This window comes from Nocardia sp. SYP-A9097, from assembly GCF_009649815.1.
Lineage (GTDB): Bacteria > Actinomycetota > Actinomycetes > Mycobacteriales > Mycobacteriaceae > Nocardia.
Window position 1 is genome coordinate 1 of sequence record NZ_WJIC01000036.1, and the last position, 16,465, is coordinate 16,465.

At 63.1% G+C, this 16,465-nt stretch carries 22 protein-coding genes and 2 pseudogenes; 18 read left to right on the forward strand and 6 right to left on the reverse strand.

Annotated elements, in window-relative coordinates; translation table 11 throughout:
* From GFY24_RS41390 to GFY24_RS36455, 7 genes and pseudogenes are all read left to right on the forward strand, one after another.
* Positions 1–176 (forward strand): annotated as a pseudogene (locus GFY24_RS41390) (IS30 family transposase); the annotation flags it as partial.
* 1,107 nt (positions 177–1,283) lie between these two features.
* A complete protein-coding gene (locus tag GFY24_RS36430) occupies positions 1,284–2,159 on the forward strand; it encodes a helix-turn-helix transcriptional regulator (RefSeq protein WP_153809672.1) in 876 nt (291 codons plus the stop codon).
* 8 nt (positions 2,160–2,167) lie between these two features.
* Entirely contained in the window at positions 2,168–2,251 is an 84-nt protein-coding gene (locus GFY24_RS43515) for a DUF397 domain-containing protein (RefSeq protein WP_309231772.1), read from the forward strand.
* 249 nt (positions 2,252–2,500) lie between these two features.
* Positions 2,501–3,730 carry an IS110 family transposase gene (locus GFY24_RS36440; RefSeq protein ID WP_309231768.1) on the forward strand — a complete coding sequence of 410 codons (1,230 nt, stop codon included), beginning with the start codon at positions 2,501–2,503 and terminating at the stop codon, positions 3,728–3,730.
* Between the two features lie 39 nt (positions 3,731–3,769).
* A pseudogene (locus tag GFY24_RS36445) lies at positions 3,770–3,856 on the forward strand (DUF397 domain-containing protein); the annotation flags it as partial.
* A 45-nt stretch (positions 3,857–3,901) separates the two neighbouring features.
* The gene (locus GFY24_RS43935; RefSeq protein ID WP_375336155.1) at positions 3,902–4,066 is read left to right on the forward strand and encodes a DUF397 domain-containing protein; all 165 of its coding nucleotides are present in this window, start codon (positions 3,902–3,904) and stop codon (positions 4,064–4,066) included.
* Positions 4,067–4,119: 53 nt separating this feature from the next.
* Positions 4,120–6,105 (forward strand): FAD-dependent oxidoreductase, encoded by a 1,986-nt coding sequence (locus GFY24_RS36455; protein WP_153809675.1) that lies wholly within the window; start codon positions 4,120–4,122, stop codon positions 6,103–6,105.
* Between the two features lie 62 nt (positions 6,106–6,167).
* Here the strand turns inward: GFY24_RS36455 and GFY24_RS41395 are convergent, their stop codons facing one another.
* Genes GFY24_RS41395 through GFY24_RS36475 form a run of 5 tightly spaced genes read right to left on the reverse strand, consistent with a single transcriptional unit; the run spans position 6,168 to position 8,998 of the window.
* Positions 6,168–6,512 (reverse strand): YbaB/EbfC family nucleoid-associated protein, encoded by a 345-nt coding sequence (locus tag GFY24_RS41395; RefSeq protein ID WP_194853155.1) that lies wholly within the window; start codon positions 6,510–6,512, stop codon positions 6,168–6,170.
* 52 nt (positions 6,513–6,564) lie between these two features.
* Complete coding sequence (locus GFY24_RS43520; protein ID WP_194853156.1) at positions 6,565–7,074, reverse strand: hypothetical protein; 510 nt, start codon at positions 7,072–7,074, stop codon at positions 6,565–6,567.
* Complete coding sequence (locus tag GFY24_RS36465; protein WP_153809677.1) at positions 7,075–8,382, reverse strand: hypothetical protein; 1,308 nt, start codon at positions 8,380–8,382, stop codon at positions 7,075–7,077. It abuts the gene before it with no gap.
* Positions 8,379–8,681, reverse strand: a complete 303-nt coding sequence (locus tag GFY24_RS36470; RefSeq protein WP_153809678.1) for a WXG100 family type VII secretion target — start codon at positions 8,679–8,681, stop codon at positions 8,379–8,381. Before GFY24_RS36470 ends, GFY24_RS36465 begins: the two co-directional genes overlap by 4 nt.
* Complete coding sequence (locus GFY24_RS36475; RefSeq protein WP_153809679.1) at positions 8,678–8,998, reverse strand: WXG100 family type VII secretion target; 321 nt, start codon at positions 8,996–8,998, stop codon at positions 8,678–8,680. Before GFY24_RS36475 ends, GFY24_RS36470 begins: the two co-directional genes overlap by 4 nt.
* A 425-nt stretch (positions 8,999–9,423) precedes the next feature.
* On the opposite strand from GFY24_RS36475, the gene rpsH reads away from it, so the two are divergent.
* The 9 genes from rpsH to map all read left to right on the forward strand — a co-directional run bounded on the left by rpsH (position 9,424) and on the right by map (position 14,914).
* The gene (rpsH, locus tag GFY24_RS36480) at positions 9,424–9,822 is read left to right on the forward strand and encodes a 30S ribosomal protein S8 (protein ID WP_153809680.1); all 399 of its coding nucleotides are present in this window, start codon (positions 9,424–9,426) and stop codon (positions 9,820–9,822) included.
* Between the two features lie 15 nt (positions 9,823–9,837).
* Positions 9,838–10,377 (forward strand): 50S ribosomal protein L6, encoded by a 540-nt coding sequence (gene rplF, locus GFY24_RS36485; protein ID WP_153809681.1) that lies wholly within the window; start codon positions 9,838–9,840, stop codon positions 10,375–10,377.
* Positions 10,378–10,380: 3 nt separating this feature from the next.
* Positions 10,381–10,788: a 50S ribosomal protein L18 gene (gene rplR / locus GFY24_RS36490; protein ID WP_153809682.1), complete on the forward strand. Its 408-nt coding sequence runs from the start codon at positions 10,381–10,383 to the stop codon at positions 10,786–10,788.
* Between the two features lie 31 nt (positions 10,789–10,819).
* Positions 10,820–11,470 carry a 30S ribosomal protein S5 gene (rpsE, locus tag GFY24_RS36495; RefSeq protein WP_153809683.1) on the forward strand — a complete coding sequence of 217 codons (651 nt, stop codon included), beginning with the start codon at positions 10,820–10,822 and terminating at the stop codon, positions 11,468–11,470.
* A gap of 1 nt (position 11,471) precedes the next feature.
* Positions 11,472–11,651, forward strand: a complete 180-nt coding sequence (gene rpmD, locus GFY24_RS36500; RefSeq protein ID WP_153809684.1) for a 50S ribosomal protein L30 — start codon at positions 11,472–11,474, stop codon at positions 11,649–11,651.
* A gap of 2 nt (positions 11,652–11,653) precedes the next feature.
* Positions 11,654–12,097 carry a 50S ribosomal protein L15 gene (gene rplO, locus GFY24_RS36505; RefSeq protein ID WP_153809685.1) on the forward strand — a complete coding sequence of 148 codons (444 nt, stop codon included), beginning with the start codon at positions 11,654–11,656 and terminating at the stop codon, positions 12,095–12,097.
* Between the two features lie 154 nt (positions 12,098–12,251).
* Positions 12,252–13,571, forward strand: a complete 1,320-nt coding sequence (secY, locus tag GFY24_RS36510) for a preprotein translocase subunit SecY (RefSeq protein WP_067574576.1) — start codon at positions 12,252–12,254, stop codon at positions 13,569–13,571.
* Positions 13,568–14,113, forward strand: a complete 546-nt coding sequence (locus GFY24_RS36515) for an adenylate kinase (RefSeq protein WP_309231769.1) — start codon at positions 13,568–13,570, stop codon at positions 14,111–14,113. Before secY ends, GFY24_RS36515 begins: the two co-directional genes overlap by 4 nt.
* On the forward strand, positions 14,114–14,914 hold the full coding sequence (gene map, locus GFY24_RS36520) for a type I methionyl aminopeptidase (protein ID WP_153809686.1): 801 nt from the start codon (positions 14,114–14,116) through the stop codon (positions 14,912–14,914).
* Positions 14,915–14,981: 67 nt separating this feature from the next.
* Here the strand turns inward: map and dtd are convergent, their stop codons facing one another.
* Positions 14,982–15,425 carry a D-aminoacyl-tRNA deacylase gene (gene dtd / locus GFY24_RS36525; RefSeq protein ID WP_309231770.1) on the reverse strand — a complete coding sequence of 148 codons (444 nt, stop codon included), beginning with the start codon at positions 15,423–15,425 and terminating at the stop codon, positions 14,982–14,984.
* A gap of 252 nt (positions 15,426–15,677) precedes the next feature.
* Between dtd and GFY24_RS36530 the strand changes: the two genes are divergently transcribed.
* Together GFY24_RS36530 and GFY24_RS36535 are read left to right on the forward strand one after the other, a co-directional pair.
* Positions 15,678–15,992 (forward strand): hypothetical protein, encoded by a 315-nt coding sequence (locus tag GFY24_RS36530; protein WP_153809687.1) that lies wholly within the window; start codon positions 15,678–15,680, stop codon positions 15,990–15,992.
* Positions 15,993–16,006: 14 nt separating this feature from the next.
* Positions 16,007–16,462, forward strand: a complete 456-nt coding sequence (locus GFY24_RS36535) for a YbaB/EbfC family nucleoid-associated protein (RefSeq protein WP_153809688.1) — start codon at positions 16,007–16,009, stop codon at positions 16,460–16,462.
* Positions 16,463–16,465: the final 3 nt, after the last annotated feature.

Below are 16,465 nucleotides of genomic sequence, written 5' to 3' on the forward strand. Positions count from 1 at the left end.
TGCGCCAATACTTTCCCAAAGGCACCGACCTGTCGATCTTCCCCGCCGACTACCTCGACTACGTCGCCGCCCAACTCAACACCCGCCCCCGCAAACGCTACAACTACCGCACCCCCGCACAAGTACTCGACCAACTACTGTCGAACCCCGACAACCCTGTTGCATCGAACCCTTGAACCCAAGTTGCGTATCGCCACCTTCAGTTCCTGGTGATCAATTGTCCAGTGCCGCACGCGCTCTCGGGTTTCTGTCGGTGGCCGCGGATACGATCATGTAGCCGGACCGGGGAGTTCGGGAGCTGAGTTGAAGGGAATGTATATGTGGGGCAATGGGATTCGGGTGGGGATGTTGGGTGTGGCCGGGGTGGCCGCGGTGGTTGGGAGTGTTGCGTTTCCGGCGGTTGCGGGGGCGGAGTATCCGAAGGGTGGGACGTTCGCGTGTGATCGGGTTGAGGCGACGGGGGCGCGGCAGTTGGAGGGGTTCGGGTGTATCGCGTCGCCGGGGTTTCCGTCGCAGGGGCCTGTGGATAAGTTCTATGTGCAGTTGAAGCAGGACCGGGGGAGCTTTTGGTTCTGCGTGGCGGGGATCGCCACAATTGGTATGCGTGCCGCACCGGGGGATCTGGTCGCGGACGGGTGCAGCCCTCAGTAGGTTGCCGAGCTGGGCGGTGCGGGGGGCCGCCCAGCGTTGAGTTGGAGGAGTTGGGTTCGGGCACCGCAGTTTTCGGTGGTGTGGCCGTCGCCCGGGGTGCAGGCCGCGTGGCGGTGCAGTAGGGCTCGCACCTCCAGTGGGGTGAGGGGGTGGGTCGTGGCGATTCGGTAGTGGGACACCGTTGAATACATGGGGTCACCAGGCGCGATGGCGGCCGTGGAGGCGGTGGCGGTTGTGCAGGGGGACCCGGGGGAGATGGTGGCCGCCCGCGACGAGGAGGGGGACGCTCGGCGCGGGCGGCGTTCGGGGGGGAGGTGGGGTCGGTGAAGCCCCAGCGGATGGCTGCCGCCAGGAGGAGGCAGGAGAGTGTTATCAGGATCAACGTGCCTGTATCCAAAGACATTCCAACCATCTCATTGTCGATGGTGTTCGTGGAGAACGGATTTCGGATCGGCGATGGATGCGCGCTGTCCTCGCTGGTGATACGCCAAGTAGACACCCGCAGACATTCTGCGAAAAGCATTACCGCGAACTGGGTGCGAAATAGAATTGAAGTCCGCGGCGGACATGTCCGTGGAGGTCGATCCCCAACTAGCGAGGCTAACGAAATGGCCGGATCTACTGTCTCTCGCTTGGATTTCGGGAATTACATGCGCGGGCTTCGGGTGCATGCGGGTAAGAGCGTTCTTGCGGCGGGGCTATATCTGGAAGTTTCGCGGCAGACACTCATGCGGCTGGAGGAAGGCATGCCGACGAAGCTCACCACCCCGCAGCTACGCATCCTGCTGGACTTCTACGGCGCTGACGCGGGGAGCGAGGGGGAGGTGCTGACCCTGTGGAGTGAAGTCAGGGAACAGGACAAAACCGCTAAGGCGCAGGGCAACTCGAAGGGCTACTGGCAGGCGTACGCGGACCAGGTGTACCCGCACTATCCGCGCTACTTGCGTTTGGAGGGTGCTGCCGATCGAGTTGTCACCCACCAGCTGGTGCTGGTGCCAGGTTTGCTGCAAACCGCCGACTATCGGCGCGCGATAGCCATGAGCGAAGAGCCGGACCTGAGCATCGTCAATATGGAGCGCCGGGTCGAATTGGCCGCACGACGGCAGGTGAGACTGGAAGACAACAACTTTCGGCTGGATGCCGTCTTGTCCGAGGCGGTGTTGAGGCACCAGCCGGGCGGCCCGTCGGTCATGGCCGCGCAGCTGCGATGGCTCGCTGAGGCTGGTGAACGCGAGAATATAGGTATCCGCGTAGTCTCTTTCGGATCCGGAGCGCACCGCGGCCTCACTATCCAGTCCTTCACGATGCTGCAATTTCCGCGTGGGACAAGCGGTTTGGTTGTGCCATCGGTGATCTACCTTGAAGGCGCGATCGGTTCGCTCTATCACGAGCGCAAAGACGTGGTGGACCAATATCGGGAGGCGATCTCGGCGCTCGAAGCTGTAGCGTTGAGTGAAAGAGACACCCGTGACATGGTGCTTCGGGTCGCGAAGGAGTGCACCGCGTGAACATCGATATGTCCGCTGCCCACTGGTTCAAATCCTCCAGGTCCTCGAAGGCCAGCGAGTGCGTGGAAGTCGCCTTCGTCGGTGAAGCCTAATGAGATGTAGCGGGTCGGTAGATCGTGCAGACTCGCTTCTGGTAGCGGCTGGCAGGTGAGCACTGGTTGAGCCCGGACTTCGAGTCCTGATCTGAGATCGTGCCCCTGCTGGTCGGCCGGGAGGAATGGATCGCTGCTGGGATGTCGTGCCCGCCGCGTGTCGGTGTGAGCACTGATTCATTAGGTCGCCGACGTTCTCCCTGCTCGCTGCCGGATTGGTTGTCCGACAACGATGAACGGGGAACTGCTGTGCTGTTGGTCGGTGATGACTGGGCCGAGGACCACCACGATGTCGAGTTGATGAACGAGGCCGGGAAACGGCTGGTCAAGGCTCGTCTTCCCGAAGGGATCGCCGGGATCACCCGGCTACACACCATGATCGGCGAATACGTCGATGACGGCGACGATGCCACGCAGGTGCGGATCGGGATCGAAACCGATCGCGGCCCGTGGGTCGCGGCGTTGATCGCGGCCGGCTACACCGTGTACGCGGTGAACCCGTTGCAGGCGGCCCGATTCCGTGAGCGCCGCAGTGTCTCTGGGGCGAAAAGCGATGCCGCCGACGCGCACACCCTGGCTGACATGGTCCGCACCGACGCCCACCAACTGCGCCCGGTCGCCGGGGATAGTCCCGCCGCTGAAGCGGTGAAAGTTGTTGCCCGAGCGCATAAAACGTTGATCTGGGAACGCACCCGCCACACCCAGCGGTTACGGTACAGGTTGCGCGAGTACTTCCCCGCCGCATTGGAGGCGTTCGAGGACCTCGATGCCCCCGACACCCTCGAGCTGCTCGGCAAGGCCCCCGACCCCGCGGCGGCAAGCAGGTTGTCGCTCAACCAGATCAAGGCCGCGATGAAGCGCGCTGGACGTCGCGGTGACATAGACGCCAAAGCCGCACGCATCCAAGCGATCCTGCGCAGTGAGCAATTGGGCCGCGACCCGGTGATCGTCGCGGCCTACGCGGCGGGCACCCGTGCCGTGGTGGCGGTCCTGACCACTCTCGACGCGCAGGTGAAACTCCTGCAAGGGGAGGTCGAGACTTCTTTTGGCCGGCACCCGGCCGCTGAGATCATCTTGTCCCAGCCAGGATTGGGCAAGATCCTCGGTGCCCGGGTGCTCGCCGAGTTCGGAGACGACCCCCACCGTTACACCACTGCCAAGGCTCGTAAGAACTACGCCGCGACCAGCCCCATCACCCGTGCTTCGGGGAAAATGAAGGTCGTCGCGGCCAGGTTCTTGCATCAGGACCGCCTCGTCGATGCGCTGACGACCCAAGCCTTCTGCGCGCTCAAACCTTCACCCGGGGCCCGCGCCTACTACGACAAGCAACGCGCCCGAGGCCTGACCCACAGTGCCGCCCTGCGCCAGGTTGCCAACCGGCTCGTCGGCATCCTGCACGGCTGCCTCAAATCCCACACCCTCTACGACGAAGCCACCGCCTGGGCACACCACAACCAAGACCAACAAGCCGCAGCTTGACAAACCAAAAGCTGGGATGTCTCAGACCACGTCGGCGTCCGCGACTCCAAGAACCCGGGTGGCCCGGCCCTGATCTTCACCGCCCGGCAGTGGGATGCCTTCCTCGCCAGCGATATTTGGCGTTGAGGACCGCGAAGGAGCCGACGTGACCGAAATGCCGCCGACGGGCAAGTGGTTCAAGCCAGCCGATCCGCTCAGGCCAACGAATGTGTCGAGGTCTTCCTCGGTGACGGCAGGGTGGGAGTCCGTGACACGAAGGATCTGGGGCGCGGTCCGGAGCTGTGGTTCACAGCCCGTCAGTGGGACGCCTTCCTCTCCAGCGACATCTTGGAATAGCGCGTCGGGGCAAATCCGGGGCGTACGCGGAGGTCATCGCCGATACTTTGGCTATGACTCAGCCGTGTGGATTCTTTTCGGACGGGAGCTCGGGCCCTGCGGAATCGGAGCAGGTCACGAAGGGTGCGGACGCTGGGGTACGGCGGACGGGCGTTGTTGTGGTGGGGGCGGGGATCGCGGGATTGGCTGCAGCGCAAGCTCTTCGCAAACTCGGGTACGAGGTGGTGGTGCTGGAGGCTCGGGATCGGGTCGGTGGGCGGATCTGGACCGATGCCGACGGGGTGGATCTGGGGGCGCATTGGATTCATGGGACCGAGGGGAATCCGCTCACCGAATTGGTTGAGGGGCTGGGGATTCCGTACAGCTATGTGGGTGGGGACAGTTCCTATACGGGTGGGTTCGACAGCCTCACCCTGTTCGGGCCGGATGGGCGGATCGCCAACTCCACGGTGAAGAATCGCACCCTGGAGCTGGCCGATCAGGTACTGCATGAATTGGAGCAGCGGGCCGAGCTCGCGCGTCGTCGCGGCCATCCGGATATGTCGCTGTCGGGTGTCATCGATGAGATTCTCGCGGCGGCCGGACACAGCCATCAGGACGAACAGGCCATCCGCTATCACCTCAATGTGATCCTGCGCGAGGATGTCGCCGAGGATCCCGACCTGCTGTCATTCAAGTATTGGGAGGACGGCTACCGCGTCTACGGGTACGGCGACAGCGTCCTGCACGGCGGATATCAGGCGGTGATCGCCGCACTGGCAGCGGACGCGGATATCGAACTCGAGACACCGGTGCGCCGAATCACCCTGGGTGACAACGCTGTTCGCATCACCACCGATAGTGCCGTGTGGGATGCCGACAAGGTCCTGGTGACTGTTCCACTGGGCGTCCTGAAAGCCGGTGACCTGCTCTTCGACCCACCGCTCCCCGAGCGCAAACAGCACGCCCTGGACCGGCTCGGCTTCGGAACCCTCAACAAGATCGCCCTGCACTATTCCGAAAGATTCTGGCCCGCAGAGCAATACGTCTACGGCTACCTGTGCCGCGAGACCGAGCGATACCCCACCGTAGTGATCAACATGTGGAAGTCGCACGGCAAACCGATCCTGGTCCTCCTGCTGGGCGCATCCCTGGGCAGAGTCATGGAATCCTGGCCGGACGAACAGGTCCGCGACTACGCGACCACCGTCGTCAGCGATATCTTCGGCGCGGAAACACCGGCACCCCAACGTGTTTCGCGTACCTCCTGGTCTTCGGACCCGTACGCGCACGGCTCCTATGCCTGTATCGGCGTGAACGCCTCCCCGCGCGACCTGGACACCCTCGCCGAGCCAGTGGAAGACCGCCTCTACTTCGCGGGTGAGGCCACCAACAGCTACCACTGGGGCTGCGTACACAGCGCCTATGAATCGGGCCTGCGCGAAGCCGCCCGCATAGCCGGTGACCCTTCCCTCTACGCCCCGCCCAGCACCGAAACCGCCCGCCGCCAGCGCCGCGATATCGACCGCATGAAGCGCTTCGCCCGAATGCGCATCGGCCACCTGAGCCTCGACCACCTCCGCGAACGAGTCGCCTGCCTGAACGAGGGCGTAGACCCCTTCGGCGTCCGCCTCTTCGCCCCGCTGGTAGACGGCGACCTGGAAACCCTGGCCTCGATGTTCGACGAAATCACCTACGCCCCAGGCGATCTCATCTGTCGCGAGGAAGATCCGGCCCACGGCGTCTATGTAATCGCCGAGGGCGAAGTACTAGTCGATTTCGGCGGCGTCTACGAACCCGCCGTCATGTCCACCGGCGCGGTCCTCGGCAGCCACGACATCTTCTACGACGCCCGAACCACCACGGTCACCGCCAAATCCGCCGTCCGCCTCTTCTACCTCGACCACTACCGCTACAAGACATTCCTCTACGCATTCCCCGACGTCATGATGACAATGCTCGCCGACCTGGTCTCCCGCTGGGAACAACTGGAGGACGTCCTCGACGCCGCCACCCTCGCCGGCGCCCGCCGCCTCCTACAACCCCGCGAACAAGCGTGAGCAGTCCTAAGTGCCCAGATTTGGTCAAGAACGGTCGCAGCCCGCAGCTGCGTGGGGCAAGGTCACACCACGTGCGTGATCCGGATGGGAGCGGGGTCCTCCCACTCCGGTGTGTTGCCTGAGGGATCAGGGGTCGACGATGCCGAGATGTTCATCAGCTCGGCATAAATCCTGTTCGCCTCGGTATTGGCCTGATCCCTGGCGGTTTGATGACACTGTGCGATGGCCTTAGCCAGCCGGCTGCCGTCAACTGTCATCGCGGCCGGTGATATCTGAAGATCGGTGATCGTCCCATAGGCATCGGTCTCGACAACCACTGCGCCACCTGATGTTTGGGCGCGCCCCCGAACCTGCGCGACCGCATTCACAATTCGTTCATTGCGCGCGGCGATCGAATCATTCTTCACTAGAATTCCTTCTGATGCGCGGCTGGTATCGTCCGCGATTTGGTGCGAATAACTAGTCCACGATCCGGATGTCCAATTCGCTCCCGGACCGTTGTCGGATGATTGTGATTGGTATGGACGCAAGATCGTAGGAAACAGGTAATGTCGGCGTCTCACAGTTGACCGAGAAGAATGCGAACCCATCTTCGGTCCGGTGCCCATGCGCCTGCACGCGACATTCGCCACCATCGAGAAGGGGGATGCTGAATAATGTCAGTGGGCCGATTGGGAGACCGGGGAAAGAGGGGGCGTATCTCAGCCCACCGCGGCTATCTACGCTATCTTCTCCCAGAACGATGGGGTGTCCATCGGCAAACTGCTTGACGTGCGAGAGCGGCACAGAAGCGACATCGAAAATTATTACGGGAGTTCCGCTGAGCATCATCGAAACGGTTACGTCGCCGCCCGTTACGCCGTACGAGTCGCCTTGCACGCGAATCTCATGGTCGGATCGAAGCTGCAATGCCTTCAGCTCCATTTCGAAAAGCGGCAAGGTTGGCCAGTTCTGGCTGACTTCTATCACTTAGTTCACCCCGAGCATGGCTGCTCCCTTTCGAATGGCTCGCTGGAATTGTGGATCCTTCGATATTTTGTTTATGAATGAAGCCGGTGCATCTTCGAACTCTCCGGTGTTGAAGTTGTAATAGTACTTGTTGCCGGCATCGTCCTGTAGATGCATCTGTCCTGGGCGAACCCCTGGATTCGGGTTCTCCACATCGATTCTGTAGTAAGGCCCTTTCGCGGGCGGCTGCGTCAGAGTTTTGCTCGTTGTGTTGGCGCCACTCTCCCCGAGCATTTCCCCGTTAGGCGCTTGGGTACGAGGAAGTGGCTTATCCGCACCACCCCCGGTTGGCCGGGTGGCCGCATCGAATCGCGTTGGTTGGGCATCCAGCAGTGGTTGCAGGTTGCCGGTCAAGCGTCCGCCGGCAAGGGCGGTTCCGGCTAGTGCTGCGTTCTTTGCGGTCACCACCTCGGAGAGCGCATCGATGATTGTCACTACTCGCACCGCAGTGGCTTCGCCGCGAACCCCGGCTGCGAGAGCCGCACCGCCCGCAGTGCCTTCAGGACCGATCAGCGATGCGATCACTGCGGTAACCCCGACGGTCAGGACCAGTTCGGCCAGGGCTTTCTCGATTTTGTGGTGGGCGTCGGTCAGCGCTGTGGAGTAGTCCCAGCAGGCTGTGGACAGAATCTCGCAGTGCGCGGCGATATTGGTGACGTCGCCTATGACCAGATCGATTTGGGTGAGGATCTGCGGAACTTCATCGGAGACCTGCTGAGCGACGATTCCTCGCGCATCACGCAGCCCTTGAAGCAGGGAGTTGAGCCCGTCTTTGGCTGTTGACCATGCGCTACTGAGGTTGTCGAGCCCGTCTTGGTGGCCATTGGGCCATACCCGACCTTGCAGCCATCGGGTGATCAGTCCCCAACCCAAGGGCGCGTCGCTATCTCCACCGTAGGCGCCGCGGAACGTTGGCGTGGCATAGGTGGGGATCGGTTGCGGATCCGGAAAAACGCTGTCGAACTGAGGATCCGTCGCGGCCAGGGTATTGCCGTTGGCATGGTTGATGCTGGTGTATTTGAGCAGGTCGTACAGCTTGCCGAGCCCATTGGCCAAGTCGGCTCCCGAGGTCACCGCGTTGAATGCGGCGGTGTCGTAGCCGTTGGCGAAGTTGTGCCCGGTGTTGTCGGTTCCGGCGCAGCCCCAGTTGTCGTCGAGGTTCTTGGCGAGCGTGGTGACTATCTCGGTTACCGACTTGCGTGCTGTTCCGAAAGATGTTGCGGCAGAATTGAAGGCGGATGGGAGTACGTCGATTGTGGTTGGACTCACGCCGGCCACATCTTCTGGTTGGTGGTCACCACACCGGAATAGATAGTGCGGGCTTGATCGGTGCCGCCGCGTAGATCGGTGAGCGCCTGGTGCAGCTCGCGTGCGGCTTGCACCCAGCGGGTATGAGCCGACGAATGCGCCGAAGCGGCTATGCCGGACCACTGCACATGCAGCGCGCCGACCCGCTGCTCGATATCGCCGAGTCGCTGTTCGATGGTCGTCTCGATCTGCGTGGCTCGGTCGATCAGCTGCTGCATCTCGGTCAGATCGGTGCTGTAGCCATCTGGGTCGCCGCTCACGCCTTCACCACAACGGCATTCAGTTGTGTGGCGGAGTTGGTATCTGTTGTGTCGAAAGTTCTTGCGCCAGCCAGCAACGCATCCGCATCGTCGGCCAGGGCGCCTACGAGGTCGCGAGCGGCGTCAGCCCACTCGTTCCACGCGGTCTGGTGGGTATCGGCGGCACTGCCCCGCCATTTCTGCATTAATGACTGGACATCGCGCATCAACTTTTCGACATCGTCGCTGAAGTCTTGGGCTGTGGTTTTCATCCAATCCGCTGTTGCCGACAAGTCGTCTATCTCGACATTGAGTTGGTCCCCACCGCTTCCCGCCATGGCAGTCACTATCGCCCACCGCACCGGACCCCGCAATCGGACTGTCCCTTTTGCCTGAATCAGGCCTTGGCATCGCCGAGGGCGGGAATCTTTGAGCGGCAACGTAATTGGGGGCGGCTCCGATGGCCACTGTGACCGCGACGCGGTTCGTGCGTACGTGCGAGCAAGGCCGGTGCTGCCACCTCGAAGGAGGTGAGCAGTCCCACAGCACCCCCGATTTGGCGGCTGAACAGCGGTTGCCTACACTAGACCGGTTGCCTGGGCACACCTATGTCCGCACCTCGTTGTGTGGCGTTGCCCGATAGGCGATAGCGAATCATCCGGTCGGGCACTCCCGGCTGGACCGAACCGAATTGTCGTAGGCCCACGACCGCCCGTGTGACGGTGCTGAATGGGAACCGCGGCGAGAAGGGTAGCGGTCACTCATGACCATGACTGATCCAATCGCAGACTTCTTGACCCGTCTGCGCAACGCCAACTCGGCGTACCACGATCAGGTGAAAGCCCCCCACTCCAAGATCAAGGTGAACATTGCCGAGATCCTGAAGCGTGAGGGTTACATCGCCGATTACCGCATCGAAGATGCCGCTGTCGGCAAGGCGATTGTCGTCGACCTCAAGTACGGCCCGAGCCGTGAGCGCAGCCTGCAGGGCGTGCGTCGCGTTTCGAAGCCGGGCCTGCGCGTATACGCGAAGTCCACCAACCTGCCCAAGGTGCTCGGCGGCCTCGGCGTGGCGATCATCTCCACGTCCACTGGTCTGCTCACGGACCGTCAGGCCAAGCAGCAGAGTGTAGGCGGGGAAGTCCTCGCCTACGTCTGGTAAGGGAGGTAGGAACAAATGTCGCGTATCGGTAAGAAGCCGATCCCGGTTCCCGCCGGTGTCGAGGTGACCATCGACGGCCAGAACGTTGCGGTGAAGGGTCCCAAGGGCACCCTGTCGCACGTGGTCGCCGAGCCGATCACCGTCACCAAGGCGGAGTCCGGTGAGCTCGAGGTCGTTCGTCCGAACGACGAGCGTCAGAACCGCTCGCTGCACGGCCTGACCCGCACCCTGATCAGCAACATGATCGTCGGTGTGACCGCAGGCTACGAGAAGAAGATGGAAATCTTCGGCGTCGGTTACCGCGTGCAGGCCAAGGGCTCGAACCTCGAGTTCGCCCTGGGCTACAGCCACGCTGTCCCGATCGAGGCTCCTGAGGGCATCACCTTCGCGGTCGAGGCTCCCACCAAGTTCTCGGTGTCGGGTATCGACAAGCAGAAGGTCGGCCAGATCGCAGCGGTTATTCACGGCCTGCGCAAGCCCGACCCGTACAAGGGCAAGGGCATCCGCTACGCCGGCGAGGTCGTTCGCCGCAAGGTCGGAAAGACGGGTAAGTAAGCCATGGCACAAACCGAAAAGCAGAAGCTTCGGCGTAAGCCGGTCGGCACGGATGTTTCCACCCGTCGCCGTCTGTCCAAGACGCGTCGCCACTTCCGTCTGCGCAAGAAGATCGAAGGCACCACCGTGCGTCCGCGCCTGGTGGTCAACCGCTCCGCGCGCCACATCCACGCTCAGCTGATCGACGACTCGGTGGGTAAGACCATCGCGTTCGCGTCGACCATCGAGGCCGATGTGCGTGCCGTCGAGGGTGACAAGTCCGCCAAGGGCGCCAAGGTCGGCGAGCTCATCGCCGCCCGCGCCAAGGCTGCCGGTATCGAGGCGGTCGTGTTCGACCGTGGTGGTCACGACTACCACGGCCGTATCGCGGCGCTGGCTGATGCCGCCCGTGAAGGTGGGCTGAAGTTCTGATGATCAATTCTGCGAATGGAAGGAACGTCTGATGCCGGGACGTCAGCGGCGTGACGGCGGAAGCAACGGTCCCGCCGGAAACAGTGGCCCCAACGCTGGTGGCAATGATCGTGACGGCGGCCGTGGCCGCGGTCGTGGCGGTCAGCGCGATCAGCAGCAGGCCGAGAAGAGCAATCAGCTCGAGCGCGTAGTCGCGATCAACCGTGTCTCCAAGGTCGTGAAGGGTGGTCGTCGCTTCAGCTTCACCGCCCTCGTGATCGTCGGTGACGGCAACGGTCTGGTCGGCGTCGGCTACGGCAAGGCCAAGGAAGTTCCCGCGGCCATCCAGAAGGGTGTCGAGGAGGCTCGTAAGAGCTTCTTCCGCGTTCCGATGATCGGCTCCACCATCACTCACCCGGTTCAGGGTGAGGCGGCGGCCGGTGTCGTCATGCTGCGTCCGGCTTCGCCCGGCACCGGTGTGATCGCCGGCGGCGCGGCTCGTGCCGTGCTGGAGTGCGCAGGCATCCACGACATTCTGGCGAAGTCGCTCGGTAGCGATAACGCCATCAACGTTGTGCACGCCACCGTTGCTGCTCTCAAGATGCTGCAGCGCCCCGAAGAGGTTGCCGCTCGCCGCGGTCTGCCGATCGAGGACGTGGCACCTGCGGGCATGCTGCGTGCGCGTGCGGGACAGGGAGTCTGACATGGCAGATCTCAAAGTGACCCAGACCAAGAGCTCCATTGGCGCCCTGCGTAACCAGCGCGAGTCGCTGCGGACCCTCGGCCTGCGTGGCATTCGCCAGACTGTCGTCCGTGAGGACAACGCGCAGAACCGTGGTCTGATCAACGTCGTGCGCCACCTCGTTCAGGTTGAGGAGGTTTAAGCATGACCATCAAGTTGCACCACCTGCGTCCTGCCCCGGGTGCCAAGACCGAGAAGACCCGTGTGGGTCGCGGTGAAGGTTCCAAGGGTAAGACCGCGGGCCGCGGTACCAAGGGTACGAAGGCTCGCAAGAATGTTCCGGTCCGCTTCGAGGGCGGGCAGATGCCGATCCACATGCGTCTGCCGAAGCTGAAGGGGTTCAAGAACCCGTTCCGCACCGAATACCAGGTCGTGAATGTCGCTGACATCGCGCGGGTGTTCCCCGAGGGTGGCACCATCGGCAAGTCCGAGCTGATCGCTCGCGGCCTCGTTCGCAAGAACGAGCTCGTGAAGGTCCTCGGCGAGGGCGAAATCGGTGTGGCCGTTCAGGTCTCCGCCGACAAGTTCTCAGGTTCGGCCGTGGAGAAGATCTCCGCAGCTGGCGGCACCACCACCGTTGTGGCCTGACGGTAGTCTGAATACACACTGACACCGGACGAGTCGCGAGCTCGTCCGGTGTCACTGTTAGAGTTCAAGTGTTGTCTGCCAACACCGTCATGGGGATTCGGCGTTTCCGTCGTTGTAGCCATGGCCTGACCTATGTCGTTCGCCAGGAGGATCTGTGCTTTCCGCCTTCGTGTCGGCTTTCCGGACCCCGGACTTACGGCGGAAGATTCTCTTCACGCTGGGACTGATAGCCCTCTACCGACTGGGCGCCTCGCTGCCTTCGCCGGGTGTCAGTTACAAAAACGTCCAAGACTGTGTGGCGCTGGTCAACGGCGGGGATTCCGCTGGCATCTATCAGCTCATCAATCTCTTCTCCGGCGGCGCGCTGCTTCAACTCTCGGTGTTCGCGATCGGCATCATGCCGTACATCACGGCGAGCATCATCATCCAGCTGCTGACCGTGGTGATTCCTCGTTTCGAGGAACTTCGCAAAGAAGGTCAGTCGGGTCAGAACAAAATGACCCAATACACCCGCTATCTCGCTGTGGCGCTGGCGATTTTGCAGTCGACCGGTCTGGTCGCGCTCGCTTCGCGCGGACAGCTGCTGCGCGGGTGCCCCAAGGACATCCTGGATGACACCTCCGTCTTCGGCATGATCATCATCGTGCTGGTCATGACGGCCGGTGCGTCGCTGGTGATGTGGTTCGGCGAGCAGATCACCGAGCGCGGTGTCGGTAACGGCATGTCGCTGTTGATCTTCGCCGGTATCGCCGCCCGTATTCCTTCCGAGGGCAAGACGATCTACGACGGCCGTGGCTGGGGTGTGACCGCTATGGTCGCCGCCGCCGCGCTGGTGGTCATCGTCGGCGTCATCTTCGTGGAGCAGGGTCAGCGCCGAATTCCGGTGCAGTACGCCAAGCGTGTGGTCGGCCGCAAGATGTACGGCGGGTCGTCGACCTACCTACCTTTGAAGGTGAATCAGGCGGGCGTCATCCCCGTCATCTTCGCCTCCTCGCTGCTCTATCTGCCGAACCTGTTGGCGCAGTTGACCCAGAAGACCACGGGCGAGCCGGCCAAGTGGCAGGAGCTCATCCAGAAGTATCTGGTGAATCCGAGCAACCCGGTCTACGTCGGGATCTACTTCGCGCTGATCGTGTTCTTCACCTACTTCTATGTCGCAATCACCTTCAACCCGGAGGAGCGCGCGGACGAGATGAAGAAGTTCGGCGGCTTCATTCCGGGCTACCGGCCCGGTAAGCCGACCGCGGACTATCTGAACTACGTCCTGAGCCGCATCACCCTGCCCGGTTCGATCTACCTCGGCGCTGTCGCCGTGCTACCGAACCTGTTGCTGGGCCTCGGCACGAACAGCGGTGTGCAGAACCTGCCGTTCGGCGGTACCGCGGTGCTGATCATTGTGAGCGTCGGCCTCGATACGGTGAAACAGATCGAGAGCCAGTTGATGAATCGAAATTACGAAGGGTTCCTCAAGTGAGAGTTGTTCTGCTCGGGCCGCCGGGTGCAGGCAAAGGCACTCAGGCCGTGCTGCTGTCGGAGAAGCTGGGTGTACCGCACATCTCCACGGGTGACCTGTTCCGTGCGAACATCAGCCAGCAGACCGCGCTGGGCCTGGAAGCCAAGACGTTCATGGACGCGGGCGATCTGGTGCCCAGCACCGTGACCAACCGCATGGTCGAGGCGCGCATCGCCGAGCCGGATGCCACCAATGGTTTTGTGCTGGACGGTTACCCGCGCACCGTGGATCAGGCCGACGCGCTGGAGAAGATGCTGAAGGAGTCGGGCCATGAGCTCGACGCCGTGCTCTGCTTCGTGGTCGCCGAGGATGTGGTGGTGGAGCGCATGCTGGCCCGTGGCCGCGGCGACGACACCGAGGAGACCATCCGTAACCGCATGCGTGTCTACCGCGAGGAGACCGAACCGTTGCTGGATCACTATGACGGCCTGGTTGTCTCGGTCGAGGGTATCGGCGAGATCGAAGGCGTTAACGCGCGCGCGCTCGCGGCCCTGGGTCGCTGAATGGTCTTCGGCCGCAAGAACAAGAAGGTGGTGCCGTTCCGCACCGCCGGTGAACTGGACGCCATGGCGGCGGCCGGCGCTATCGTCGGCCGTGCCCTGGTGGCGGTGCGCGATGCCGCCAAGCCCGGGGTTTCGACCCTGGAGTTGGACGAGGTCGCCGAGCAGCTCATCCGCGAGTCCGGAGCGATCCCTTCGTTCAAGGGCTATCACGGGTTCCCGGGGTCGATCTGCTCCTCGGTGAACGATCGTGTCGTGCACGGCATCCCGTCCAAGGACGAGGTGCTGACCGAGGGCGATCTGGTCTCCATCGACTGTGGCGCGATTCTCGAAGGCTGGCACGGTGATTCGGCCTGGACCTTCGGCGTCGGCAATATCATCGAGGCCGACCGTCTGCTGAGTGAGGCGACCCGGTTGTCGATGGAGGCGGGTATCGCCGCCATGGTCGACGGCGCGCGCCTGACCGATATCTCGCACGCCATCGAGCTGGGCACGTACGCGGCGCAGGATCTGCACGGCCGCCAGTACGGCATTGTCGACGGCTACGGCGGTCACGCCATCGGCCGCGAAATGCATATGGATCCGTTCCTGCCGAACGAGGGCGCTCCCGGCAAGGGCCCGCGCCTGGTGGTCGGTTCGGTGCTGGCGATCGAGCCCATGCTCACCCTCGGTACCACCGAGACCAGAACTCTCGAGGACGACTGGACCGTGGTCACCACCGACGGCACCCGTGCCGCCCACTGGGAGCATTCGGTCGCGGTCACCGAAGACGGCCCGCGCATCCTGACCCTCCGCCCGGAGTAGTCACGCGCGCAACGCTTTTCACGCCCGTCCCGGCAATGCCGGGGCGGGCGTTCGGTTTCGGTGGGGTTCAGCCCTCCAGTAGCAGCGTGACGGGTCCGTCGTTGACGAGTTCGACGTGCATATGCGCGCCGAAGCGTCCGGTGGCGACGGTTGCTCCGAGTCCGCGCAGGGTGTCGGCGAAGAGGTCTACCAGAGGCTCGGCGACGGGCCCAGGTGCAGCGGCATTCCAGGAGGGTCGCCGGCCCTTGGCGGTGTCCGCATAGAGGGTGAATTGGCTGATCACCAGAATGGGTGCACCCAGATCCGCGGCGGAACGCTCGCCATCCAGGATACGCAGCCGGAAGAGCTTGTCCGCCAGAGCTTTCGCGGTCGTCTCGGTATCGCTGTGGGTGACTCCGACCAGGGCCACCAGGCCGTGCGGCGCGTCATGCGCCGCCGGGTCGATTCGGCCCACGACTTCGCCGTCGACCGTGACCTGCGCCGAACTCACCCGCTGCACCAGTACTCGCACGGTGTCCCATCATCGCAGAGTCGCCGGCGGGGTCCGTCGTTGGACCGAAGATGTAGATCCGAACCCGGCGACTTGGCGCAACCGCCGTCGCATCCGCGAATAGTGTTGTCGTGCAGCGCTTTCTGCCGATTGCACGCACGGAGCGTTCATGTTGCGGCCATTGCTCCGTTACCGGCTCCGGCTAACGTCGCGAAAGCGTTTTCCTGATCAACGATGCGGGCTGCCCGCTTGAATGCGGTGAGGAGCCCGGCGATGGCCGATAGGGTCGAGATCCACGCGGATCTGCTGAATTCGGCCGGGAACAAGACCGCCGATATCAGGGATCGCATCAATGCGGTGCTGGCCAAACTGTCCTCCGCGCTCGATGGGCGGGGCGAGCCGTGGGGTGATGACGAGCTGGGTGAGCGGTTCGCCGCCGGGCAATCCGGTTATCTCGCCTCCAGGGTGCAGTTGCTGCGGGGCGGCGGAAATATGGCCGGTACCTTCGACAATTTCGCCTCGGCACAGCATTCCGCGGCGACACTGTTGACCGGTACCGATCATCACAACGCGCATACCCTCCGCTGATCGGGCCGTGCCGGGTGTCGAACGAGCGGGTGCGGGCCGAGATGCAGGCGGTGCTGGCGGAGGTTCGGGAGCAGGCGCGGCTGGCCGCGCATCTGCAGCAACAACGGGCGCAGCTGACCGCGAGCGCCACCCTGTACGACTGCGTCACGGTGACGGTGAATGCCGACGGCACGATTATCGACACCCGATTCGGGCCGGATATCGCCGACTATCGATACGACGAAATCGCCCGGGCGGTCACCGCGGCGGCGCATGCGGCCACGGCCGAATTGGGGCGCCGGATGCAACAACTGTTGCGCCCGTTCGAGGAGCGTCGTTCCCGGCTGCCGAAGCTCTCCGATGTGGTGGAGGGGTTGCCGGACTACCGGGCGATCATGCAGCGCATCGTGCGGGAGTCTGCCACCGGTGCAACCGATTTCACCGATTCGGGGCCGTCGCGCGGCGGCGGATTCACCGATTCGGGTTGGTGATTC